Annotated in this window: 21 protein-coding genes; 20 read left to right on the top strand and 1 reads right to left on the bottom strand. The window is 68.5% G+C overall.

Annotated elements, in window-relative coordinates; translation table 11 throughout:
• The 13 genes from ABD024_RS12090 to deoD all read left to right on the top strand — a co-directional run.
• Positions 1-1,045 (top strand): c-type cytochrome (locus ABD024_RS12090; RefSeq protein WP_343852944.1); only part of this gene is annotated, 1,045 nt, incomplete at its 5' end.
• A gap of 220 nt (positions 1,046-1,265) precedes the next feature.
• On the top strand, positions 1,266-2,525 hold the full coding sequence (locus tag ABD024_RS12085; protein WP_343852941.1) for an alginate export family protein: 1,260 nt from the start codon (positions 1,266-1,268) through the stop codon (positions 2,523-2,525).
• 74 nt (positions 2,526-2,599) lie between these two features.
• On the top strand, positions 2,600-2,881 hold the full coding sequence (locus tag ABD024_RS12080; protein WP_343852939.1) for a DUF2249 domain-containing protein: 282 nt from the start codon (positions 2,600-2,602) through the stop codon (positions 2,879-2,881).
• Positions 2,862-4,112: a hypothetical protein gene (locus ABD024_RS12075; RefSeq protein ID WP_343852937.1), complete on the top strand. Its 1,251-nt coding sequence runs from the start codon at positions 2,862-2,864 to the stop codon at positions 4,110-4,112. The genes ABD024_RS12080 and ABD024_RS12075 overlap by 20 nt, the downstream gene beginning before the upstream one ends.
• A 269-nt stretch (positions 4,113-4,381) precedes the next feature.
• Positions 4,382-5,407 carry a quinolinate synthase NadA gene (gene nadA, locus ABD024_RS12070; protein ID WP_343852934.1) on the top strand — a complete coding sequence of 342 codons (1,026 nt, stop codon included), beginning with the start codon at positions 4,382-4,384 and terminating at the stop codon, positions 5,405-5,407.
• Positions 5,404-6,852, top strand: coding sequence for an L-aspartate oxidase (locus ABD024_RS12065; RefSeq protein ID WP_343852932.1), 1,449 nt, complete (start codon positions 5,404-5,406; stop codon positions 6,850-6,852). The genes nadA and ABD024_RS12065 overlap by 4 nt, the downstream gene beginning before the upstream one ends.
• Before the next feature lie 139 nt (positions 6,853-6,991).
• Positions 6,992-7,507 (top strand): 3-hydroxyacyl-[acyl-carrier-protein] dehydratase FabA, encoded by a 516-nt coding sequence (gene fabA / locus ABD024_RS12060; protein ID WP_343852930.1) that lies wholly within the window; start codon positions 6,992-6,994, stop codon positions 7,505-7,507.
• A gap of 1 nt (position 7,508) precedes the next feature.
• A complete protein-coding gene (gene fabB, locus ABD024_RS12055; protein WP_343852928.1) occupies positions 7,509-8,717 on the top strand; it encodes a beta-ketoacyl-ACP synthase I in 1,209 nt (402 codons plus the stop codon).
• A 49-nt stretch (positions 8,718-8,766) separates the two neighbouring features.
• Positions 8,767-9,426 carry a PAQR family membrane homeostasis protein TrhA gene (trhA, locus tag ABD024_RS12050; RefSeq protein WP_343852926.1) on the top strand — a complete coding sequence of 220 codons (660 nt, stop codon included), beginning with the start codon at positions 8,767-8,769 and terminating at the stop codon, positions 9,424-9,426.
• 75 nt (positions 9,427-9,501) lie between these two features.
• The gene (gene deoC, locus ABD024_RS12045) at positions 9,502-10,254 is read left to right on the top strand and encodes a deoxyribose-phosphate aldolase (RefSeq protein WP_343852923.1); all 753 of its coding nucleotides are present in this window, start codon (positions 9,502-9,504) and stop codon (positions 10,252-10,254) included.
• Positions 10,251-11,588 carry a thymidine phosphorylase gene (locus ABD024_RS12040; protein ID WP_343852921.1) on the top strand — a complete coding sequence of 446 codons (1,338 nt, stop codon included), beginning with the start codon at positions 10,251-10,253 and terminating at the stop codon, positions 11,586-11,588. The genes deoC and ABD024_RS12040 overlap by 4 nt, the downstream gene beginning before the upstream one ends.
• On the top strand, positions 11,585-12,793 hold the full coding sequence (locus ABD024_RS12035) for a phosphopentomutase (RefSeq protein WP_343852919.1): 1,209 nt from the start codon (positions 11,585-11,587) through the stop codon (positions 12,791-12,793). The genes ABD024_RS12040 and ABD024_RS12035 overlap by 4 nt, the downstream gene beginning before the upstream one ends.
• Before the next feature lie 10 nt (positions 12,794-12,803).
• Positions 12,804-13,520: a purine-nucleoside phosphorylase gene (deoD, locus tag ABD024_RS12030; protein ID WP_343852917.1), complete on the top strand. Its 717-nt coding sequence runs from the start codon at positions 12,804-12,806 to the stop codon at positions 13,518-13,520.
• An 83-nt stretch (positions 13,521-13,603) separates the two neighbouring features.
• On the opposite strand, the gene ABD024_RS12025 is transcribed toward deoD, so the two are convergent.
• Complete coding sequence (locus ABD024_RS12025; protein ID WP_343854677.1) at positions 13,604-13,990, bottom strand: ArsR/SmtB family transcription factor; 387 nt, start codon at positions 13,988-13,990, stop codon at positions 13,604-13,606.
• Positions 13,991-14,157: 167 nt separating this feature from the next.
• Between ABD024_RS12025 and ABD024_RS12020 the strand changes: the two genes are divergently transcribed.
• The 7 genes from ABD024_RS12020 (at position 14,158) to ABD024_RS11990 (ending at position 21,678) form a co-directional block, all read left to right on the top strand.
• On the top strand, positions 14,158-14,364 hold the full coding sequence (locus ABD024_RS12020; RefSeq protein WP_343852915.1) for a YgaP family membrane protein: 207 nt from the start codon (positions 14,158-14,160) through the stop codon (positions 14,362-14,364).
• A gap of 28 nt (positions 14,365-14,392) precedes the next feature.
• Complete coding sequence (locus tag ABD024_RS12015; RefSeq protein WP_343852913.1) at positions 14,393-14,776, top strand: DUF302 domain-containing protein; 384 nt, start codon at positions 14,393-14,395, stop codon at positions 14,774-14,776.
• Positions 14,777-14,918: 142 nt separating this feature from the next.
• Entirely contained in the window at positions 14,919-16,223 is a 1,305-nt protein-coding gene (locus tag ABD024_RS12010; RefSeq protein ID WP_343852911.1) for an NAD(P)/FAD-dependent oxidoreductase, read from the top strand.
• Positions 16,224-16,243: 20 nt separating this feature from the next.
• Complete coding sequence (locus tag ABD024_RS12005) at positions 16,244-17,341, top strand: efflux RND transporter periplasmic adaptor subunit (RefSeq protein WP_343852909.1); 1,098 nt, start codon at positions 16,244-16,246, stop codon at positions 17,339-17,341.
• Positions 17,338-20,595, top strand: coding sequence for an efflux RND transporter permease subunit (locus ABD024_RS12000; RefSeq protein ID WP_343852907.1), 3,258 nt, complete (start codon positions 17,338-17,340; stop codon positions 20,593-20,595). Before ABD024_RS12005 ends, ABD024_RS12000 begins: the two co-directional genes overlap by 4 nt.
• Before the next feature lie 2 nt (positions 20,596-20,597).
• Positions 20,598-21,065: an OsmC family protein gene (locus ABD024_RS11995; protein WP_343852905.1), complete on the top strand. Its 468-nt coding sequence runs from the start codon at positions 20,598-20,600 to the stop codon at positions 21,063-21,065.
• A 115-nt stretch (positions 21,066-21,180) separates the two neighbouring features.
• Positions 21,181-21,678, top strand: coding sequence for a DnrO protein (locus ABD024_RS11990; RefSeq protein ID WP_343852903.1), 498 nt, complete (start codon positions 21,181-21,183; stop codon positions 21,676-21,678).
• Positions 21,679-21,687: the final 9 nt, after the last annotated feature.

Genomic DNA, 21,687 nt, shown 5'->3' with positions numbered 1-21,687 from the left:
GTTCACCTTCAAGGCGCTGAACCAGGGCATCTACGTGTACCACTGCGCGACCGCGCCGGTGGGCATGCACATCGCCAACGGCATGTACGGGCTGATCCTGGTCGAGCCGCCGGAGGGGTTGCCGAAGGTCGACCACGAGTACTACGTGATGCAGGGCGACTTCTACACCACCGGCAAGTACCGCCAGAAGGGCCTGCAGCCGTTCGACATGGAGAAGGCGATCGACGAGCACCCGACCTACGTGCTGTTCAACGGCAAGGAAGGCGCGCTCACCGGCGACAACGCGCTGACCGCCAAGACCAACCAGACGGTACGGCTGTTCGTGGGCAACGGCGGGCCGAACCTGGTGTCGAGCTTCCACGTGATCGGCGAGATCTTCGACAAGGTGCAGCCCGAGGGCGGCACGGTGGCACAGCACAACGTGCAGACCACGCTGATCCCGGCCGGCGGCGCGGCGATGGTGGAGTTCCACACCGACGTGCCGGGCAGCTACGTGCTGGTCGACCACTCGATCTTCCGCGCGTTCAACAAGGGCGCGCTGGGCATCCTCAAGGTGGACGGTCCGGAAGACAAGTCGATCTACTCGGGCAAGGAAGTGGACTCGGTCTACCTGGGTGATCGTTCGGAGCCGAACCTGACAGCGGTGAGCACGGCGGCGACAGCGCATGCGGCCGGCACGCTGACCAAGGCCGAGCAGATCGCGGCGGGCAAGCAGTTGTTCACCGGCACCTGCTCGGTATGCCACCAGGCGAACGGCGAAGGCCTGCCGAACGTGTTCCCGCCGCTGGCGAAGTCGGACTTCCTGGCGGCGGACCCGAAGCGGGCGATGACGATCGTGACGCACGGCCTGACCGGCAAGATCACGGTGAACGGCCACGAGTACGACTCGGTGATGCCGCCGATGGCGCAGTTGAACGACGACGAGGTGGCGAACATCCTGACCTACGTGCTGAACAGCTGGGGCAACCCGGGCGGGCAGGTCAGCAAGGAAGAGGTGACCAAGGCACGTGCCGCGGCGTCGCCGGCACCGGCGGCGGAGCACTGACCCGGGTCGGCGCGAGAGAAAATGTCTGGACGTAAAGATGTCCAGGCGGGACAACGCAGGAAGCAACGCCGGCCCTCGTGGCCGGCGTTGCCGTTTCGACGGCATGCGCGGCCGTGGCGCGTTGTCACAGCCGCACTTTGCATGGCAGGGACTTGACCAAGGTCAGCTCGGGCGCACTTGCGCACTTCGAGACTGCCGCCGACCACAAGGGAGCAACGTAATGAACCATGCACGCAACTATCTTTCGGCAGCTTGCCTGTTCGCGATCCTGGCTACGCCGGCCTGGGCGACCGACGGAATCGGCACTGCCGGTGGGCCGGCAACATCGGCCGGGCCATCGTGGCAGCTGGAATGGGACGCCCGCCTGCGCCATGAGCAGGTTGACGACGATGCGTTCGCGCGCAACGCCCATGCCGACACCTTGCGCCTGCGCCTCGGCCTGCATGCCGAGTTCGGGCATGGCTGGAGCGGCCTGGTCGAAGGCGCCGGCGTGGCCAGTGCCGGCGACCGTTACAACAGCGGTGCCAATGGTCGTGCCTCGTACCCCGCGATCACCGACCCGCGCGGCAGCGAGTTCAACCAGTACTGGTTACGCTGGCAAGGCGAGCAGTTCGGCGCCACCGCGGGTCGCCAGCGGCTGCTGCTGGACAACCAGCGCTGGGTCGGCAACAGCGGCTGGCGCCAGCACGAGCAGACCTTCGATGCAGTCGAATTGCGCTGGCAGCCACTGGCGGCATTGGCGGTGCGCTACGACTGGCTCGACCGGGTGCACCGGGTGGCCGGCCGCGATGCACTGAACCCGCTTGCGCGCGAACGCAAGTTGAATACGCACCTGCTCAACCTGGCCTGGACCCGGGACGCACAGCAATGGGGTGGCTACGCCTACCTTCACGAGGATCGCGACGTGGCCAGCGCCTCCAGCGCCACCTACGGCCTGCGCTGGAACGGCAAGGCGCTGCACGATGGCAACGGCCTCGGCTGGACGCTGGAGGGAGCGCGGCAAATCGACTATGCCAACAACCCACAGCACTTCGCGCACAGCTACTGGCTGCTGGAGCCGAGCTGGACGCAGTCCGGGATCACCGCGAAGCTGGGCTGGGAACACCTGGGCGGCAACGGCCGGCATGCACTGCAGACACCGCTGGCCACGCTGCACGCGTTCAACGGCTGGAACGACCAGTTCAACGTGACCCCGGCCGGTGGGCTGGAAGATCGCTACGTCGGCGTCAACGGCAACTTCGGTCGCAGCGGCATCGTCAGCAAGCTGGCCTGGGCAGTGGCGTACCACGACTACCGCGCCGATCGCGGCGGTCGCTACGGCAGCGAGTGGGATGCCTCGCTGGCGTTTCCGCTGGCGCAGGGCCTCAGCGGCCTGCTGAAGGTGGCGGATTATCGCGCTGACGGCTTCGGCCGCAACAGTGCGAAGCTGTGGCTGCAACTGGAGTGGCGTGGCCAGCAGACATTGGCCGGCGCACGTTGAACGAAGCGGCAACGCAGGCGGGCGCGTTGATCCAGGTCAGCGCGCCCGCGTCGCGACTGCGTTGAGATGACGCCATGAAAGCCCAATCATCACCCCATCGCCGCGTCGACGACGCGGTACTTCCCGAACTTGACCTGCGCTGGCTGCCGTCGCCGGAGCCGATGCTGCGCGCGCTGGCGGCTGCCGACGCGTTGCTGCCCGGGCAGGCAGTGCAGGTGCTCACCCCGCTGCTGCCGACGCCGCTGCTCGACGCGCTGGCCTCGCGAGGAATGCAGACGACGGCGTTCGCCTTGCCGACCGGCGGCGCGCGCGTACTGATCCGTTATCCGGGCGGCGATGACGCAGCTTCGGCTTGAGCAGGCTCCGGCTCCGTCGTTGCCGCGGCGCTTCCTGCTCGGAGCGCCGTGGTGGGGAATGCTGGCCGGCGCCCTGCTGATCGTCGACGGCGATGCCGCGCTGCGCTTGCGCTGGAACCCGGCCACGCTGGCGCTGGTGCACGTGTTCACGCTGGGCGTGCTGGGCAACGCGATGTTCGGCAGCGTGCTGCAGTTCCTGCCCGTCGCGGCCGGCGTGCGAGTGCGCGGCAGTGCGACGTTCGGGCCATGGTTGCATGCCCTGTTCAACCTTGGCGTGCTGTTGCTGGTGGCGGGGCTGCACCAGGGTTGGCGCACGGCACTCGTCGCCGCCGCCGTGCTGTTGCCGCTGGCATTCGCCCTGATGGCGACGATGACCCTGCCTGGCTTGCTGGTCGCGGCGGGCCAGCGCCTGCTGCGTGCGGGCTTCGGCGTGGCGATCGGGTTTGCCGTGCTCACCGCGTTGCTCGGCGGCATGCTTGCGTCGGGCTTCGCCGGATACCTGGCCCTGCCGTTGGCGGTACTCACCGATGTGCACGCCAGCTGGGGCGTGCTGGGCTGGGTGGTGGTGCTGATGGCCAGCGTGGCGCGGGTGGTGATGCCGATGTTCCAGGGCACCGGCACGGTGCGCGAACCGATGCAGTCAGTGTGGTTGGGCAGCGTGTTGCTGATGTTGTTCGGCGCGGCATGCTGGCGCCTGGCCGGTGGCGGCGACTGGCTGGCCGGCGCGGTAGCCGCGCATGCGCTGCTGTTCGCCGTTGCGGCGTTGTGGCTGCAATGGCGTGCGCCGCGACTGCGTCGCGGGCCGTTGCTGTGGAGCTGGCGCGCCGGCTTGGTCATGCTGGCGCTGGCGGCACTGGCGTTGGCCGCAGGCGTACGTGGCGGTATGCTGGCCGCGGCGCTGGGGCTGGGCATTGCATTGCCGCTGCTGGTCGCCGGCATGATGCTGGAGATCGTTCCCTTCATCGGCTGGATCGAACTGCACCGGCGCTGCGGTCGCGGCGTGCAGTTGCCCGGTGTGCAGCGGCTCCTGTCCGCACACGACAAGACCCGCGCACTGCTGGCGCAAGCGCCGCTGTTGTTGTTGCCGGCTGCCGTGGCGTGGCCATCGGCGTGGCTGGCCCGCGCGGCCGGGTTGGCGTTGCTGCTGGCCTGGGGTTGCATGGGGTGGACGCTGCATGGCGTGCGCTGGCGCGCGAATCATTTCCTGTCGACCGTGGAGCCTCGCCCATGAGCACCAGCTTGCCGATGCCGGGCGTGCCGGCCACGTGCACCACGACCCGCAACAGGGCGGGGTGGTTGACGTGGGTCAAGGCGTGCGGCCGGTCAAGCCGGCCATGATGCCGCCCACCATGCCTGGCCAGACTCTCCACACGCTCCTTCCTTGGCCAATGCCGCGCCGTTTGCCGCACGCGGCGGAGCCTCCGGGCCGACGCGTCGCATATGCCTGCCGCGGCGAAGCCGTCTGAGCCATCCCGTTTCCTCCCCTGAAAAGCGATCACGATGACTGCCGCCGCAACGCTGCCCGTGCCGGTCTGGCGCGACGAACTGGAACACGAGTACGCCGCGCTGGCCGAGCGCCTGGAACCACTGGTGCCGTGCCTGGAGATTCCGCTGCACCTGCCGTGGATCGACGCCATCAACAAGCTGAAGAAGCAGCGCGGTGCGGTGATCATGGCGCACAGCTACCAGTCGCCGGAGATCTTCCACGGCGTGGCCGACATCACCGGCGACTCGCTCGGCCTGGCACAGGCCGCGGCCGAGTGCGACGCCGACCTGATCGTGTTGTGCGGCGTGCACTTCATGGCCGAGACCGCGAAGATCCTCGCGCCGCACAAGACTGTGCTGATACCCGACCTGGAAGCCGGCTGCTCGCTGGCCTCGTCGATCACCGCTGCCGACGTGCGTGCGTTGCGCGCTCAGCACCCGGGCACGCCGGTGGTGAGCTACGCCAACACGTCGGCCGCGGTGAAGGCGGAGTCCGACGCGATCTGCACCTCGGCGAACGCGGTGCAGGTGGTCGAGTCAATGGGTGTTGGCAAGGTGATCTTCCTGCCCGACGAGTACCTGGGCCGCCACGTCGCCAGCCAGACCGCAGTCGAGCTGGTGTTGTGGCATGGCCGCTGCGAAGTGCACGAGAAGTTCACCGCTCAGCAGGCGCGGCATGCGCGTGAGCAGTTCGACGCGATGCTGGTGGCGCATCCGGAATGCCCGCCCGAGGTGCTCGCCGAGGTGGACTTCGTCGGTTCCACCACGGCGATGGGCAAGTGGCTGGAGCGCGAGAAGCCGGCACGCGTCGCGCTGATCACCGAGTGCTCGATGGCCGACAACCTGCGCGCGCAGTTTCCGGCGACGCAATTCATCAAGCCGTGCAACCTGTGTCCGCACATGCAGCGGATCACCTTGCAGAACATCTACGCGTCCCTGCGCGACATGAAACACGCGGTGGAGGTACCCGCGGACATCCGTGTGCGTGCGCGTGCCGCGCTGGAGCGCATGCTCGCGGTCGGACGGCGCGAAACCGTGTGAGGCGTGCACGCCTGCCAATCGTGGTGGTGGGGGGTGGTGTGGCCGGCCTGGCCACGGCGTTGGCCGCCGCGCCTGCGCCAGTGCGTTTACTGTGTCGTGCGCACGACGGCAGTGGCAGTGCCAGCGCCCTGGCCCAGGGTGGCATTGCCGCCGCACTTGATCCGCACGACAGCCCCGCCGCCCACGCCGCCGACACCTTGTTGGCCGGCGCCCATCACAACGACGTGGCGATGGTGCAGTGGCTGACACGCGAGGCGCCAGGCGCCATCGCGTGGCTGCAGGCGCAAGGCGTGCTGTTCGATCGCGATGGCGCTGGCCGCTTGCAGCTGGGGCGCGAAGGCGGTCATTCCGCCGTGCGGATCGTGCACGCCGGCGGCGATGCCAGCGGAGCCGCACTGGTGCATGCCTTGCGCGCGAAGGTGCAGGCTGCGGCGCATGTGCAGTGGCGCGGCGGTGTCGACGTCGATGCCCTGCTGGTCCACGACGGTGCCGTCGTCGGCGTGCGTACCCGCGATGGACGTGGGCGACACGAACACATCGAGGCGGCGGCGGTGGTGCTCGCCACCGGTGGCATCGGTGCGCTGTTTGCACGCACCAGCAATCCGCCGGGCGCGGACGGTGCCGGGTTGGCGCTGGGGCTGGCGAGCGGCGCCTCGCCGCGCGATCTGGAATTCGTGCAGTTCCACCCCACCGCCCTGGACGTCGCCGGACACTGCCTGCCGCTGGTCACCGAGGCGCTGCGTGGTGCCGGCGCGCGCTTGCTCGATGCCGATGGGCAGCCGCTGATGGCCGGCGTGCATCCGCTCGGCGACCTCGCGCCGCGCGACGTGGTCGCGCGACGCGTAGCTCAGGTGCAAGGCGAGGGCGGGCAGGTCTGGCTCGATGCAGCGGTCGTGGCGGGCGATTGGGAACGGCGCTTTCCCACCGTGCTGGCCGCGTGCCGTGCCCACGGTTTCGATCCCCGGCGGGCGCCCATACCAGTCACGCCGGCAGCGCATTTCCACATGGGCGGGCTGGCCACCGATGCGGATGGGCGAACCAGTGTGCCAGGCCTGCATGCGGTGGGTGAAGTGGCTTGCAACGGCGTGCACGGCGCGAATCGGCTGGCCAGCAATTCGCTGCTGGAAGGCGTGTTGTGCGGGCGTCGGCTTGGCCACATGCTGGCCGCTGCCGAGCCGCGCCCCGGCCGGCATGGCGACTACCGCTGGATCGAGCGTGGCGACAGCCTGTCACCGCCACAGCTCGGCGCGCTGGGCGACCTGCTGTGGCGCGCGGCCGGCCCTGTGCGCGAGGCATCGGCGTTGCGCGATGCGTGGCGCACCTGTGCGGCAGTGGCGGATAGCGGCTGGCAGGCGCGGCTGGCCCAGGCCCTGCTGCGCGCGGCGTTGTTGCGCAAGCGTAGCCTGGGCGCCCATTGCCGTCACGATCGCGGCTGCCCTGCCTGAAATATGCGCCCTGCGTTGCGACGATATGCCCCACGCGGCGGGGGCGGGCGATGGCGGCCGTCGCGGCGGATTGACCCGGATCAATACGGCTGAGCGCGGAGCTGTGCAGACTATGCACTCCCGACCCAGTGAGCAATTCATGACACGTCCTTCTTCGTTTGACTACGAACAACTGCGCGCGTGCGGCCGCGGCGAACTTTTCGGTGACGGCAATGCCCGGTTGCCATCGCCGCCGATGCTGATGTTCGACCGCATCACCCACATCGCCAGCGAGGGTGGCGCGTACGGCAAGGGCGTGATCCACGCCGAACTGGATATCCATCCGAGCTTGTGGTTTTTCGACTGCCACTTCATCGGCGACCCGGTGATGCCCGGCTGCCTCGGCCTGGATGCGATGTGGCAGCTCAGCGGTTTCTTCCTGCCGTGGCTGGGCGAGCCCGGCCGCGGCCGCGCGCTCGGCGTGGGCCAGGTGAAATTCTCCGGCCAGGTGCTGCCGAGCGCGAAGCTGGTGCGCTACGAGATCGACATCCGCCGCGTGATGCGCGGCAAGCTGCGGTTGGTGATCGCCGACGGCAAGACCTTCGTCGACGACCGCCTGATCTACGAGGCCACCGACATGCGCGTGGGCCTGTTCCAGTCCACCGAGGGCTTTTGAGATGCGCCGGGTAGTGGTGACCGGCATGGGCGTCGTGTCGTGCCTGGGCAACCTGCCGGCAACCGTGGCGCGTGCACTGCGCGATGGCCGCAGTGGCATCCGGGCCATGCCGGACTATGCCGAGCTGGGCCTGCGCAGTCGGGTCGCCGGCGTGCCGCAGATCGACCTGGAGGCCGCGATCGACCGCAAGCTGAAGCGCTTCATGGGCGACGCGGCGGCCTACGCCTACGTGGCGATGCGCGCGGCGATCGCCGACGCGGGACTGGCCATCGAGCACATCCGCCACCCGCGCAGCGGCGTGATCGCCGGTTCCGGCGGTGGCTCGGCGCAGTGGCAGATCGAGACCGGCGACCTGCTGCGCAACAAGGGCGTGCGCAAGGTCGGCCCGTACATGGTGCCGCGCACGATGTGCTCGACCGTGTCGGCCACGCTGGCCACCGCGTTCGGCATCCTCGGCCTCAGCTATTCGATCTCCGCCGCCTGCGCCACGTCGGCGCACTGCATCGGCGCCGCCGCCGACCTGATCCGCCATGGTGCGCAGGACGTGATGTTCGCCGGCGGCGGCGAGGAAGTGCACTGGGGCATGACCGCGCAGTTCGACGCGATGGGCGCGTTGTCCAGCGGCCGCAACGACACGCCGGCCGCTGCCTCGCGGCCGTACGACACCGGCCGCGACGGCTTCGTCATCGCCGGCGGCGGCGGCATGCTGGTGCTGGAGGAGTACGAACATGCGAAGGCGCGCGGCGCGCACATCCACGCCGAGCTGGTCGGCTACGGCGTCACTTCCGACGGCGCCGACATGGTGGCGCCGAGCGGCGAGGGCGCGGTGCGCTGCATGCAGATGGCGATGGCCAACGTGAGCGCACCGGTCGACTACGTCAACACCCATGGCACCGCCACGCCGCTGGGCGACATCGTCGAACTGCAGGCCTTGCGTCAGGTGTTCGGCGATGCCGTGCCGCCGCTGTCCTCGACCAAGTCGCTGACCGGCCACTCGCTCGGCGCAGCGAGCGTGCACGAGGCGATCTACAGCTTGCTGATGCTCAACGAGGGCTTCATGGCCGGCTCGGCCAACATCGACGAACTCGATCCGCGCGCCGAGGGCTTTCCGATCCTGCGCGAAAGCCGCCCGGCAAAGCTGGCCACGGTGATGTCGAACAGCTTCGGCTTCGGCGGCACCAACGCCAGCCTGGTGTTCGCCAAGGTGTGATGGCGCTCGCCAGATGCATTCCGAAAACCGCAGAAGAAGCCGCCCTCGCATGTCACTGACCAGCGCCAGCACGATCATCCGACAGCAGACCTGGGGCGAGGAGCTGGCCAACAGCCTCAGCCACGGGCTGGGCCTGCTGCTGGCGATCGCCGGCCTGCCGGTTCTGGTCGTTCGGGCCGATCACATCGGCAGCGGCTATGCGATGGCCAGTGCGCTGACTTTCGGTGGCAGCGCGGTGCTGCTGTATCTGGCATCGACGCTGTATCACGCGATTCCGCAGCCGAAGGTGAAGGCGATCCTGCGGGCGCTCGATCACATCGCGATCTATCTGCTGATCGCCGGAACCTACACGCCGATCACACTGGGCGTGTTGCGCGGCGGCTGGGGCTGGGGGCTGTTCGGCCTGATCTGGGGCCTGGCCCTGGCGGGCATGCTGTTCAAGGCGCTGGGCGGGCTGCGTTTCCCGCACGTGTCCACGGTGCTGTACGTGGCCATGGGTTGGGTGGGCCTGATCGCGATTCACCCGCTGTGGGTGCGCATGGAAGCCGGCGGCCTGGCCTGGCTGGCCGCCGGTGGCCTGGCGTACACGCTCGGCGTGGTGTTTTTCGTGCTGGACGAGAAGGTCCGCTATAGCCATTTCATCTGGCATCTGTTCGTGCTGACCGGCACCATCTGCCACTTTTTCGCGGTGCTGCTCTACGCGTTCTGATCGGCTTGCCATAGATCAAGGAGCCCGCTTTCCGTGCGCCTTACGCTTCGCGGCAACTGATCCGTGGAGCGGCCTGTGTCTATCGATGCTCGTAGCCCGCGCGCCCTTGCGGCCCGCCTGTTGTCCCTGCTCGACCTGACCAGCCTGGGCGAGGACGACACCTCCGCACAGATCGAGGCGTTGTGCAGGTCGGCCGTTGCCGCACCGCGCTTGCCGGCGGCAGTCTGCGTTTACCCGGAACACATCACGACGGCGCGTCGCTGCTTGCAGGGCACCGAGGTCAAGGTGGCGACGGTGGTGAACTTTCCCGATGGCGGCAGCGATCCCACCCGGGTGGAACGCGAGACGCGGCGCGCGCTGGCTGCCGGGGCCGACGAGATCGATCTGGTGCTGCCGTATCGGGCGTTGCTGGACGGGGATGCAGCATGCGCACGGACCGTGGTCAGGAGTTGCCGCGCGGCCTGCACGGACGACGTGCCGCTGAAACTGATTCTCGAGACCGGAGTGCTGGGCACGCCCGAGCTGATCCGCGCGGCGTGCGCGATCGGCCTCGAGGAGGGCGTCGACTTTCTCAAGACCTCGACCGGCAAGGTGCCGGTCAACGCCACTGTGCAGGCTGCCGCGGTGATCCTCGATGCCATCGCCGCGGCCGGCGGCCGCTGTGGCTTCAAGGCCGCCGGCGGCATCCGCACGCTGGCCGATGCGGTGACCTATCTGGACCTGGCGGAGGCACGATTGGGTGTGGGTTGGAGCGATCCGGCGCATTTCCGCATCGGTGCCAGCGCGTTGTTCGGCGAACTGGCGACTATCGCGTCAGCGAAAGCATGAGCATGCCGTCCGCCGCGGCGCTGATTCGCTGCAAGCGCGACGGCGTCCGGCTCGATGCCAACCAGCTGCGCGCGGTGGCGCAGGGCATCGGTGACGGGTCGTGGAGCGAGGGCCAGATCGCCGCGTTTGCGATGGCGGTCGCGTGGCGCGGGATGAGCATCGACGAGTGCCTCCAGTTCACCCTCGCCCTGTGCGATTCCGGTCAGCGGCTGCGCTGGGACCACCTGCCCGGACCGGTGCTGGACAAGCATTCCACCGGTGGCGTGGGTGACGGCGTAAGCCTGCTGCTGGCGCCCTTGCTGGCGGCATGCGGCGGCTATGTACCGATGATTTCCGGTCGCGGCCTCGGGCATACCGGTGGCACCCTGGACAAACTGGAAAGCCTGGCCGGGTACGACGTTCATCCGACCACCGCGCGGCTGTGCCAGGTGGTCGGCGAGGTCGGCTGTGCGATCGTCGGTCAGGGCGCCGGCCTGGTGCCGGCCGATCGCCGCCTGTATGCGGTGCGCGATGTCACCGCCACAGTGGACGTGGCCGAGTTGATGGTGGCTTCAATCCTGTCCAAGAAGCTCGCCGGTGGCGCCCAGGCGCTGGTGCTCGACATCAAGACCGGCAGCGGTGCGCAGCTGCCCGGCATGGAGGCAGCACGCGCACTGGCCGAACGCATGCTGGCGACGGCGGCAGGCACCGGCATCAGCCTGCGGGTGGCTTTCAGCGACATGGGTCAGGTGCTCGGTCGCGAGGCGGGCAACGCGCTGGAGCTGCGCGCGGTGCTTGACCTGCTGCGCGGCCGCCGCGGCGACAACCCGCGGCTGCGCGCGTTGAGCCTGGAACTGGCGGCCGAGTTGTTGTGCATGGGTGGACTTGCACGCGATCGTGGCGAGGCGGACCGGCGCGTGCGGATGGCGCTGGATTCGGGCGCGGCCGCCGAGCGCTTCGCGCGAATGGTTTCCGCGCTGGGTGGCCCGGCCGATCTGCTGGAACGGCCGGATGCGCATCTGACGGTGGCACCCATACGACGCGCGGTGCTGGCATCCGAATCCGGCCATGTCGCGGCGATCGACGTGCGCGCGCTGGGGCAGGTCGTGGTCGATCTGGGCGGCGGACGCACGCGGCCGGAGCAGGTGCTGGATCATGCCGTGGGCCTGGCCGAGGTGAGCGGGCGAGGCGACGCCATCGACGCGGGTCAGCCGCTGGCGATCGTGCACGCCCGCAGCGCGGACGCCGCCGATGCGGCGGTGGCGAGCGTGCGCCGCGCCTTTCGGATTGCGCCCGAGGCGCCGCCCGCCGTGGCGTTGTGGCAATGGCGCGCGCCGGCGGAGTGCGCCGCATGACTCGCGCTGTCTGGCTGGTACTCGATTCGCTGGGCCTGGGCGCGGCTCCCGATGCCGCGGACTACGGCGACGCAGGCGCCGACACCTTCGGCCATATCGCTGCTGCCTGTGCCGCCGCGGCGCGCGGCCCGCTGCGCTTGCCGAACTTCACCCGGCTTGGTCTGCCGCAAGCGCATGCCGCCGCACATGGGCAAGCCGCGCCGGGTTTCGAGATGCTGCCCGCCGCCGAAGGTCTGTGGGGCTACGCGGTGGAACGGGCTCGCGGCAAGGACACCCCATCCGGTCACTGGGAAACCGCCGGCGTGGTGTTGACCGAACCGTTCGGGGTGTTCGGGCAGGCCGAGCCTTCGTTTCCACCCGCCTTGTTGCAGGCACTGGTGGAGCGGGGCGGACTGCCCGGCGTGCTCGGCAACTGCCATGCCTCCGGCACCGAGATCATCCAGCGCCTTGGCGCGGAGCATGTGCGCAGCGGCCGTCCGATCGTCTACACCTCGGCCGATTCGGTGTTCCAGATTGCCGCGCACGAACAGGCGTTCGGTCTCGATCGCCTGTACCGTCTGTGCGAACTGGCGCGCGGGTTGCTCGCCGATTACAACATCGGCCGGGTGATCGCGCGGCCGTTCACCGGTTCGGCCAAGTCAGGCTTCAGCCGCAGCCCGCATCGGCGCGACTATGCTCTGCCACCGCCGGCGCCGACGCTGTTCGATACGCTGCTGGCCGCCGGTGGCGAGGTGGTCGCGATCGGCAAGATCGGCGACATCTTCGCCCACCGTGGCGTGTCGCGCTGCATCGAGGCGCACGGTCACGACGAACTGTTCGATGCCACCTTGGCCGCCATCGCGCAGGCCGGCAGCGGCAGTCTGGTGGCGACCAACTTTGTCGATTTCGACATGGTGTATGGCCACCGGCGCGACGTGTTCGGCTACGCCGCCGCGCTGGAGGCGCTGGATGCGCGGCTGCCGGAACTGCTGCGTGCGCTGCGCCCCGGCGACCTGCTGGCGATCAGCGCCGACCACGGCTGCGATCCGACCTGGCCGGGCAGCGACCATACCCGCGAATGCGTGCCGGCATTGGTGTTCGGGCCGGGACTGGCGCCGCGCTCACTGGGTCGGTGCGACAGCTTTGCCGACATCGGCCAGAGTCTGGCCGTCCATCTGGGCCTGCCGGCGCTGGCGGCAGGCCGCAGTTTTCTTCTCCCCACATGACCGCTATCGCATGAGCACACCCCACCTCGACGCCACGCCGGGCCAGATCGCCGACACCGTATTGCTTCCCGGCGATCCACTGCGCGCGCGGCACATCGCCGGCGAGCTTCTCGATGACGCGTGCGAGGTGAATACCCGCCGCAACATGCTCGGCTACACCGGTTTCTATCGCGGCATGCGCGTGTCGGTGCTGGGCAGCGGCATGGGCATTCCTTCCTGCGCGATCTATGCCACCGAGCTGGCGCGGGTGTTCGGCGTGCGCCGGATCGTGCGTGTCGGCACCTGCGGCGGCGTGGGCGAGATCGAACTGGGCGACTTGTTGCTGGCGCAGGCGGCGTCGACCGATTCGAACTTCAACCGCCTGCACTTCGGTGGCTACGATCTCGCCGCCTGCGCCGATTTCGGCCTGATCCGCGCGGTCGTCGATACCGCGGCCGCGCAGCGGATCGGCCTGTGCATCGGCGGCGTGTTCAGCACGGATTGCTTCCATGGCGGCGACCCGGAGCTGGTCGCGCGGCTGCTGCGGCATCGGATCCGCGGGATCGAGATGGAATCGGCCGGCCTGTACGGCGTGGCCATGCGTGAAGGCTTCCAGGCGCTGTCGGTACTGACCGTCAGCGACCATCTGCAGCGCGACACGCACATGCCGGCGACGCAGCGTGAGCAGGGCCTGTCGCGGATGACCGCCTTGGTACTCGACAGCCTGCTGCCGGTCGCGGCCCGATGATCAGGGCGAGCTGATCGGGAAGGGTGGCTCGGAGCTGCGCGCCCGGGCCGTGGACCGACCTCTCCCGAACGGGCGCCCGGCTGTCAGGCGGTGCGGCGTGTGCGACTGGGTGCCGACCGCGCGCGCCGGTTCCTTGCACTGCGCGAGTCGGTGTCGGTTGCGCAGTAGATGCCGTACAGCGTGGCGATGATGGCGTGTGCGGGACCCGCGGGCAGGGTGTACCACACCGTCTGCGCCTCGCGCCGGGTACTGACCAGGCCTTCGTCGCGCAGCCGGGCCAGATGCTGGGACAGCGCCGACTGGCTGAGTTCGGGCAGTTGCTCGTTGATCTGTCCCACCGACATCTCGCCGTCCAGCAGCAGGCACAGCATGCGCAGCCGCTGCGCGTTGCCCAGCGTCTTGAGCAGCTGCGAAGCCTCTTCGGCGCGCGACTGCATGAGCTCCAGATCCGCATCGGCCGGCATGTTCATCGGGTGAACCTTCTTGGGGTGCGCGATTGCCTGTTTCATGGAGTTGACTTTACCATGGAAGTCTAATTAAGATAAAGCTAATTTAGATTGTAATGATTTAGTCGGACGGCCAGGACCAGCGACTGCTGGCCTCCCGCCGGTTTCCACCTCACCGCAGGAGTTCCGTCATGAATGTCGATCGCATCGTTCTGGGTTTCGCCGGCACCGTCGTGCTGGTGGGTATTGCGCTGGCGCATTTCGTGGCGCCGGGCTGGATCTGGCTCCCGGTGTTTGTGGGCGCCAACCTGCTGCAGTCCGCGTTCACCGGCTTCTGCCCGCTGGCGATGCTGCTGCGCAAGCTGGGCCTGAAGCCCGGTTGCGCCTTTCCGTCCTGAGTGGCGTTCCATCGAGCCGAGGTGAACCATGTATTACATCGTTGAAACTTCCAAGACGCCGGAACAGGCCGCCGCCGACCTGGCCGAAGCGGTCGCGCGCAACGGGTTCGGCGTGCTGCACGTGCACGATCTGGGCGCCACCCTGCGCAGCAAGGGCGTCGCGTTCGAGCGCCAGTGCAAGGTGTTCGAAGTGTGCAATCCGCGACAGGCGGCCAGCGTGCTGGCGGCGGACATGCGACTGAACATGGCGCTGCCGTGCCGCATCTCTGTCTACACCGACGCCGGCAAGACCTGGATCGGCATGATCCGGCCGGTACCGATGCTGGGCATGCTCTCGACCGATCCCGCCCTGGTGGCGACGGCAGGCGAGGTGGAGCAGGTCGTCACGCGGATAATCGACGAGGCCAGGTGATTCATGCCGACGAGCCCGCGTACGTGTGCCATGGCGATCCGACTTGCCGGCGACACCCCATTTACCTCTGATTTGATCAAGCTCAAGTCCGCCCCTGTCCTGGCAGCGCACGCTGTCAGTCCTGTCTGACCAGGAGTCCGCCATGTGTGACGTCGTCATCGTTGGTGCGGGGCTGGGCGGCATGAGTGCCGCCTATGAAATCAAGGCCGTGTTGGGGAGTGCCCATCGCGTCACGGTGGTCGGCGAAGGTGGCTTGTTCTCGTTCACGCCATCCAACCCGTGGGTCGGCATCGGCTGGCGCGAGCCCGCCGACGTGCAGATCGATGCCGCGTCGGCGCTGGGCCGGCACGACATCGCGTTCGTCGACTCGCCGGCCAGCGCGGTTCGTCCGGCGGAGAACCGCGTGCTGCTGCAGGATGGCCGCGAGCTGAAGTACGACTACCTGGTCATCACCACCGGTCCACGCCTGGCCTTCGACGAAATTCCGGGGCTGGGTCCGCTCGGCGGGTGCACGCAATCGGTCTGCACCACGGCCCATGCGACCGCCGCCTGGCAGGCCTACGAAGCATTCCTGAAAGCGCCCGGTCCGGTGGTGATCGGCGCTGCGCAGGGGGCGAGCTGTTTCGGCCCGGCCTACGAGTTCGCGATGATCCTCGACACCGATTTGCGCCGGCGCAAATTGCGCGACAAGGTGCCGATGACGTTCGTCACGCCGGAGCCGTACATCGGCCACATGGGGCTCGGTGGCGTCGGCGATTCCAAGGGCTTGCTGGAGAAGGAGCTGCGTCAGCGCCATATCAAGTGGATCACCAACGCACGCATCGACAAGGTCGAACCCGGCGTGATGCAGGTCAGCGAGCATGACGCGCACGGCCAGGTGCTGGAGACGCACGCGCTGCCGTTTGTCTACTCGATGGTGATCCCCGCGTTCACTGGCGTGGCCGCACTACGCGGCGTCGATGGCCTGGTCAATCCGCGCGGCTTCGTGCTGATCGACAAGCACCAGCGCAATCCGGCGTTCCCGAACATTTTCTCCGCCGGCGTATGCGTGGCGATCCCACCGGTGGAAGCGACGGCGGTGCCGACCGGGGCGCCCAAGACCGGCTTCATGATCGAATCCATGGTCGGTGCGCTGGCCGCCAACCTCAAGGCCGTCATCGACGGCAAACCCGCCACGGTCGAGGCGACCTGGAACGCGGTGTGCCTGGCCGACATGGGCGACAGCGGCGCGGCATTCGTGGCCATTCCGCAGATCCCGCCGCGCAATGTCACCTGGGCGAAGCAGGGCAAGTGGGTGCATCTGGCCAAGGTCGCGTTCGAGAAATACTTCATGCACAAGATCCGCTCGGGCAACACCGAGCCGGTCTACGAAAAGTACCTGATGAAAGCCCTCGGCATCGAACGGCTCAAGCCGGCGACGCCGCCGGGCACGACTCCACCCCGATGACACACCGAGCGCCCCTTGCCATGAAATCCGTCCCGCCCCTGATCGCCGTGCTGCTGGTTGTCGTCGCGCTGGCCGGCTGCGGCCAGCGGAACCCGCCGGCTGTCACGAAGAGTCCGCCGCCGACGCTGGCCAGCGTGGTCGTGCACGCCCAGACGGCGCATGACGAACAGGTCTGGGATGGCGTGGTGGAGGCGGTGAACCAGGCCACGATCACGGCGCAGACCAATGCGCGGGTGCTCGAGCTGCCGCATGACGTCAACGATATCGTCGCCAAGGGCGATGTGCTGGTGCGCTTCACCGACGTCGAGCAGAAGTCGGCGCGCAGCGCGGCACAGGCGCAGGTCGCGTCGGCCGAGGCGACCTACAAGGAAGCCGCCGCGTCGTACAAGCGCATCGAGGCGGTCTACGCGAAGGGCTACGTCTCCGCGGCGCAGCTGGATCAGCAACGCGCCCAGCGCGACGCGGCACAGGCGGCGCTGGCGTCGGCCCGGGCTCAGCTCGATCAGGTGGGCCAGGCGCTGGACTACACGGTGCTGCGCGCACCCTACGCGGGCATCATCACCCGCCGCTACGTGCAGGTGGGCGAGGCGGTGCAGGCCGGTCCGCCGTCGCCCCAGCCGTTGATCGCGCTGCAATCGCTGGACGATCTGCGGGTCAACGTGCAGGTGCCGCAGAGCGCGGTCGATGCCATCCGCCGTTTCCATGCGGCCGATGTGTTGCCCGGTGGCGCACGCCGGGTTGCCGCCAGCAGCGTCAGCGTGTTTCCGTATGCCGACCCGAACACGCACACCTTCAATGTGCGGCTGCAGTTGCCCGGTGGCGACACCGGCCTGTATCCCGGCATGACAGTCAAGGTCGCCTTCGCCACCGGTGAGGCGAAACGCCTGCTGCTGCCGGTCAGCGCGCTGGTGCAGCGTGGCGAGTTGCTGGGCGTGTACGTGCTGGATGAGCATGGCGCGGCCTTGCGCCAGTTGCGCATCGGTCATCGTTATGCAGACCAGGTCGAGGTACTGGCCGGGCTCGATGACGGCGAACGGGTCGCCACCGATCCGGCCGCCGCCGCGCGTTGGCTGACCGGGAACCGGTCGAGCGGAAACAAGCACGGGGTCGCGCCATGAGCGAGCCGCGGCTCGGCTTCTCCGGCCGTATTGCCCGCACCTTCCAGCGTTCGCCGCTGACGCCGATCCTGGCGATCGCGGCCCTGCTGCTCGGCCTGGTCGCGGTGATGATCACGCCGCGCGAGGAAGAGCCGCAGATCGACGTGACCATGGCCAACGTGATGGTGCCGTTCCCCGGTGCCGACGTGCACGACGTCGAGAACCTGGTGGCCTATCCGCTGGAGCAGAAGCTGGCCGAGCTCGAAGGCGTCAAGCACGTCTATTCGGTGAGTCGGCCCGGCATGGCGGTGATCACGGTGGAGTTCCAGGTCGGCGTGCCGCGGCAGACCGCGATCGTGCGGTTGTACAACCAGGTGTTCCAGAACCAGGGCTTCGTGCCGCCCAACCTGGGCGTGGGCCAGCCGCTGGTGCGGCCGATGGGCATCGACGACGTGCCGGTGATGGCGCTCACGCTGTGGAGCGACGATCCCGCGCAAGGTCCGACCCAGCTGGCCGAGGTGGCGCATACGCTGGAAACCGAATTGAAGCGCGTGCCTGGCACGCGCGACGTCTACACCATCGGCGCGCCCGAGCGGGCGGTGGTGGTGGAGCTGGATGCGGCGAAACTGGCCGCGTACGGCATGGCGGTCGGCGACCTGGCGAACGCTTTGCGCGCGGCCAACGTGGTGACCCAGGCCGGCGAGCGGGTGACGGAAAACCGCAATGTGCCGGTGACCGCCGGACGTTTTCTCGCCGACGCGGCGGAGGTGGCGCAGCTGGTGATCGGCCTGAAAAACGGCCAGCCGGTGTTCCTCTCCGACGTGGCCACGATCCGTCAGGGCGCCGACCTGCCCAGCCGCTATGTCTGGTTCGGCGCGCCCGCCGGCAAGCCCGGTCCCGCGACCGGCAGCGCCGCGGCGGTGACCATCGCGGTGGCGAAGAAGCCCGGCACCAACGCCGCCGACATCACCGGCGCGATCCGTGCGCAACTGCATGCACTCGAAGGCGTGGTGATTCCCGCCGGCGTGCACGTCACGGTGACCCGCGACTACGGCCAGACTGCCACCGACAAGGCGGACAAGCTGATCCACAAGCTGATCTTCGCCACCTTCTCGGTGGTGCTGCTGGTGCTGCTGACGATGGGCTGGCGCGAGGCGGTCGTGGTCGGCAGCGCGGTGGTCATCACCCTGGCGCTGACCCTGTTCGCGTCGTGGGCGATGGGCTTCACCATCAACCGCGTCTCGCTGTTCGCGCTGATCTTCTCGATCGGCATCCTGGTCGACGATGCGATCGTGGTGGTGGAGAACATCCACCGGCACATGGCCGGATCGGAGACGGCTCGGGGCGGGCGCTCGCTGCGCGAGGCGATTCCCGTGGCGGTCAGCGAGGTCGGCGGGCCGACCATCCTGGCGACCTTCACGGTGATCGCCGCGCTGCTGCCGATGGCCTTCGTATCCGGCCTGATGGGGCCGTACATGCGGCCGATCCCGATCAACGCCTCGGCCGGCATGCTGCTGTCGCTGGCGGTCGCGTTGATCGTGACGCCGTGGTTGGCGCTGAAGCTGCTCGGCCGTCACCGGCACGCCGAGGCTGCGCCGACCGACAGTCATGCCGCGGGCGACGGCCGCCTACATCGCGTCTTCCATCGCCTGATGCTGCCGTTCCTCGACGGCAATCGTGCGCCGCGTCGACGCCATCTGCTGTTTGCCGCGATGGGCGTGCTGGTGCTGGCTGCGGTGGGCCTGGTGGTGGTCAAGGCGGTGGTGCTGAAGATGCTGCCGTTCGACAACAAGTCCGAGTTCCAGATCGTGGTGGACATGCCCGAGGGCAGCACGCTGGAGCGCACCAACCGCCTGCTCGGCGAGCTGGCGCAGAGCCTGGCCGGCGTGCCCGAAGTGAAAGACTGGCAGGGCTACGCCGGCACCGCCGCGCCGATCACCTTCAATGGACTGGTGCGCCAGTACTACCTGCGCAGTGGCCCGATCGTCGGCGACCTGCAGGTAAGCCTGGTCGACAAGAGCGAGCGTTCGCGCCAGAGCCACGCGATCGCTCTGGCCGTGCGGCCGGCGCTGGCCCGCATCGGCGCGCGCTACGGGGCTTCGGTGAAAGTGGTCGAGGTGCCGCCCGGTCCGCCGGTGCTCGCACCGATCGTGGCCGAGGTCTACGGGCCCGACTACGCCAGTGTGCGCCGCACGGCGCGCGAGCTGGAGCGGAAATTCGCGGCCAACCCCGACGTCGTCGATGTCGACACCAGCGTGGAGGCAGACGCGCCGCGCGAGGTGCTGGTGGTCGATCGCGCACGCGCGGCGCGGCTGGGGCTGGATCAGGCGTCCATCGCGCAGGTGCTGCGCACCGCGCTGTCCGGCGAGGATGCGACTTACCTGATGGATGGCCACGCGAAATACGCGGTGCCGATACGCCTGCGCCTCGACGCCGGCGACCAGGCAGCGATGCACCGGTTGCTGGCCTTGCGCGTGCGCGCGCAGGGCGGTGCGCTGGTGCCGTTGTCCGAGGTGGTCAGCGTGCAGCCGGCGAACTGGGAGAAGGCGATTTATCACAAGGACCTGCTGCCCTATGCCACGGTCACCGGCGACGATGCCGGTGCCACCGACAGCCCGTTGTACGGCATGTTCTCGCTGGTCGGCGAACTTCGCCACGACCGACTGGACGGCCAGCTGCTGCAGCAGCACTTCATCGCGCAGCCCACCGACACCACCCGCGCCGCGGTGAAGTGGGATGGTGAGTGGCAGATCACCTTCGAGACCTTCCGCGACATGGGCCTGGCCTACGCGGTCGGCCTGCTGTTGATCTACCTGCTGGTGGTTGGCCAGTTCAAGAGCTACATGGTGCCGCTGATCATCATGGCGCCGATCCCGCTGACCGTGATCGGCGTGATGCCGGGGCATGCCTTGCTGGGCGCGCAGTACACCGCCACCTCGATGATCGGCATGATCGCGCTGGCCGGCATCATCGTGCGCAACTCGATCCTGCTGATCGACTTCATCAACCACGCGCTGGCCGCCGGGCAGCCGTTGCGCGAGGCCGTGATCAACGCCGCGGCGGTGCGCGCGAAACCCATCGTGCTGACCGGGATGGCGGCGATGATCGGCGGCTTCTTCATCCTCGACGACCCGATCTTCCAGGGCCTGGCGGTGTCGCTGATCTTCGGCATCCTGGTGTCGACCGCACTGACCCTGCTGGTGATTCCACTGCTGTATTACGTATGGCTGCAGCGCCATTCGCTACCCGAAACACCCGGCGCCGAAGGAGCGTGAGCATGAGCGAGACCCAGGAATTCACCCTCACCCTGACCCAGGAGTCGGATTACGTCTTCCGCATCGAGTTCGACGACACCGCGATTCCTGCGCTGCACACCGACGAATCCGCGCCGCTGGGCAATGACACCGGTCCGAACCCGTCGCGCATGCTGGTCGCCGCCGTGGCCAATTGCCTGAGTGCCAGCCTGCTGTTCTCGCTGCGCAAGTACAAGAACCATCCGGGCAGCATCGTGACCCGGGCGAAGGCACGGCTCGAGCGCAACGAGCACAAGCGTCTGCGCGTGGTGCATGTCGACGTGGCGATCGAGTTGCCGGAGGCCGCCGCCGACTACGCGCAGATCGACCGGTTGCTGCAGCAGTTCGAGGACTTCTGCGTGGTCACCGAGAGCGTGCGGCAAGGTGTCGCGGTGGATGTCAGCGTTCGCGATGCGACGGGAGCGTTGCTGCATGCTTCCGGGCCGGCGTGAGCCGTGCGCTGGCGGCCGTGCGCTGCGGTGTTGACGTGGATCAGTCGGGATTGCGTCACGGCGCGCTAGCATCCTGCCATCCGCGGCATCCGCGCCGCCTGCTGGAGTCTCCCGCATGAAATCCGTCAAAACCGTTCTTGCGCTGGCGTGTGGCCTCGGTCTGGCCATGGCGGCGCAGGCCTCCCCCCAGCACGCCCACGAAGGCCACGCGGCGCACGCCGCCACCGCGGCCGCGCCGGCATCGGCGCAGCGCTGGACGCCAGATGCACCGTTGAGCGAGGGCATGCGCCGCGCGCATGCCGCAGTGGACGCGTTGGGCCACTACGAGATGAGTCACATGAGCGCGCCGATGGCGGTCGACCGCGCCACCGAGGTAGAAGAAGCCGTGACCTACATGTTCGCCAACTGCAAGCTGGCGGCCGAGCCCGACGCCGCGCTGCACGGCATCCTGGTGCCGCTGATGAGCGCGGCGCAAGCGCTGAAGGCCGATCCGAAGAAGGTCTCGACGGTGGCCGACATGCGTGCGGCGATCGCACACTATCCGCAATATTTCAACGACCCGGGCTGGGACAAGCCGGCGCCGGTCGAGCACGTGATGCACGACGAGCCCTGAGTCGCGGCC

Origin of the sequence: Rhodanobacter soli (genome assembly GCF_039523495.1) — a bacterium.
Taxonomy (GTDB): domain Bacteria; phylum Pseudomonadota; class Gammaproteobacteria; order Xanthomonadales; family Rhodanobacteraceae; genus Rhodanobacter; species Rhodanobacter soli.
This window is presented reverse-complemented; position numbering and strand designations above follow the sequence as displayed.

What these genes read in the sequence shown, in the direction of transcription:
- ABD024_RS12085 (WP_343852941.1), top strand. Translation starts at nt 1,266, where the DNA reads ATGAACCATGCACGCAACTATCTTTCGGCAGCTTGCCTGTTCGCGATC.
- ABD024_RS12080 (WP_343852939.1), top strand. Translation starts at nt 2,600, where the DNA reads ATGAAAGCCCAATCATCACCCCATCGCCGCGTCGACGACGCGGTACTT.
- ABD024_RS12075 (WP_343852937.1), top strand. Translation starts at nt 2,862, where the DNA reads ATGACGCAGCTTCGGCTTGAGCAGGCTCCGGCTCCGTCGTTGCCGCGG.
- nadA (WP_343852934.1), top strand. Translation starts at nt 4,382, where the DNA reads ATGACTGCCGCCGCAACGCTGCCCGTGCCGGTCTGGCGCGACGAACTG.
- fabA (WP_343852930.1), top strand. Translation starts at nt 6,992, where the DNA reads ATGACACGTCCTTCTTCGTTTGACTACGAACAACTGCGCGCGTGCGGC.
- fabB (WP_343852928.1), top strand. Translation starts at nt 7,509, where the DNA reads ATGCGCCGGGTAGTGGTGACCGGCATGGGCGTCGTGTCGTGCCTGGGC.
- trhA (WP_343852926.1), top strand. Translation starts at nt 8,767, where the DNA reads ATGTCACTGACCAGCGCCAGCACGATCATCCGACAGCAGACCTGGGGC.
- ABD024_RS12040 (WP_343852921.1), top strand. Translation starts at nt 10,251, where the DNA reads ATGAGCATGCCGTCCGCCGCGGCGCTGATTCGCTGCAAGCGCGACGGC.
- ABD024_RS12035 (WP_343852919.1), top strand. Translation starts at nt 11,585, where the DNA reads ATGACTCGCGCTGTCTGGCTGGTACTCGATTCGCTGGGCCTGGGCGCG.
- deoD (WP_343852917.1), top strand. Translation starts at nt 12,804, where the DNA reads ATGAGCACACCCCACCTCGACGCCACGCCGGGCCAGATCGCCGACACC.
- ABD024_RS12025 (WP_343854677.1), bottom strand. Translation starts at nt 13,990, where the DNA reads ATGAACATGCCGGCCGATGCGGATCTGGAGCTCATGCAGTCGCGCGCC.
- ABD024_RS12020 (WP_343852915.1), top strand. Translation starts at nt 14,158, where the DNA reads ATGAATGTCGATCGCATCGTTCTGGGTTTCGCCGGCACCGTCGTGCTG.
- ABD024_RS12015 (WP_343852913.1), top strand. Translation starts at nt 14,393, where the DNA reads ATGTATTACATCGTTGAAACTTCCAAGACGCCGGAACAGGCCGCCGCC.
- ABD024_RS12010 (WP_343852911.1), top strand. Translation starts at nt 14,919, where the DNA reads ATGTGTGACGTCGTCATCGTTGGTGCGGGGCTGGGCGGCATGAGTGCC.
- ABD024_RS12005 (WP_343852909.1), top strand. Translation starts at nt 16,244, where the DNA reads ATGAAATCCGTCCCGCCCCTGATCGCCGTGCTGCTGGTTGTCGTCGCG.
- ABD024_RS12000 (WP_343852907.1), top strand. Translation starts at nt 17,338, where the DNA reads ATGAGCGAGCCGCGGCTCGGCTTCTCCGGCCGTATTGCCCGCACCTTC.
- ABD024_RS11995 (WP_343852905.1), top strand. Translation starts at nt 20,598, where the DNA reads ATGAGCGAGACCCAGGAATTCACCCTCACCCTGACCCAGGAGTCGGAT.
- ABD024_RS11990 (WP_343852903.1), top strand. Translation starts at nt 21,181, where the DNA reads ATGAAATCCGTCAAAACCGTTCTTGCGCTGGCGTGTGGCCTCGGTCTG.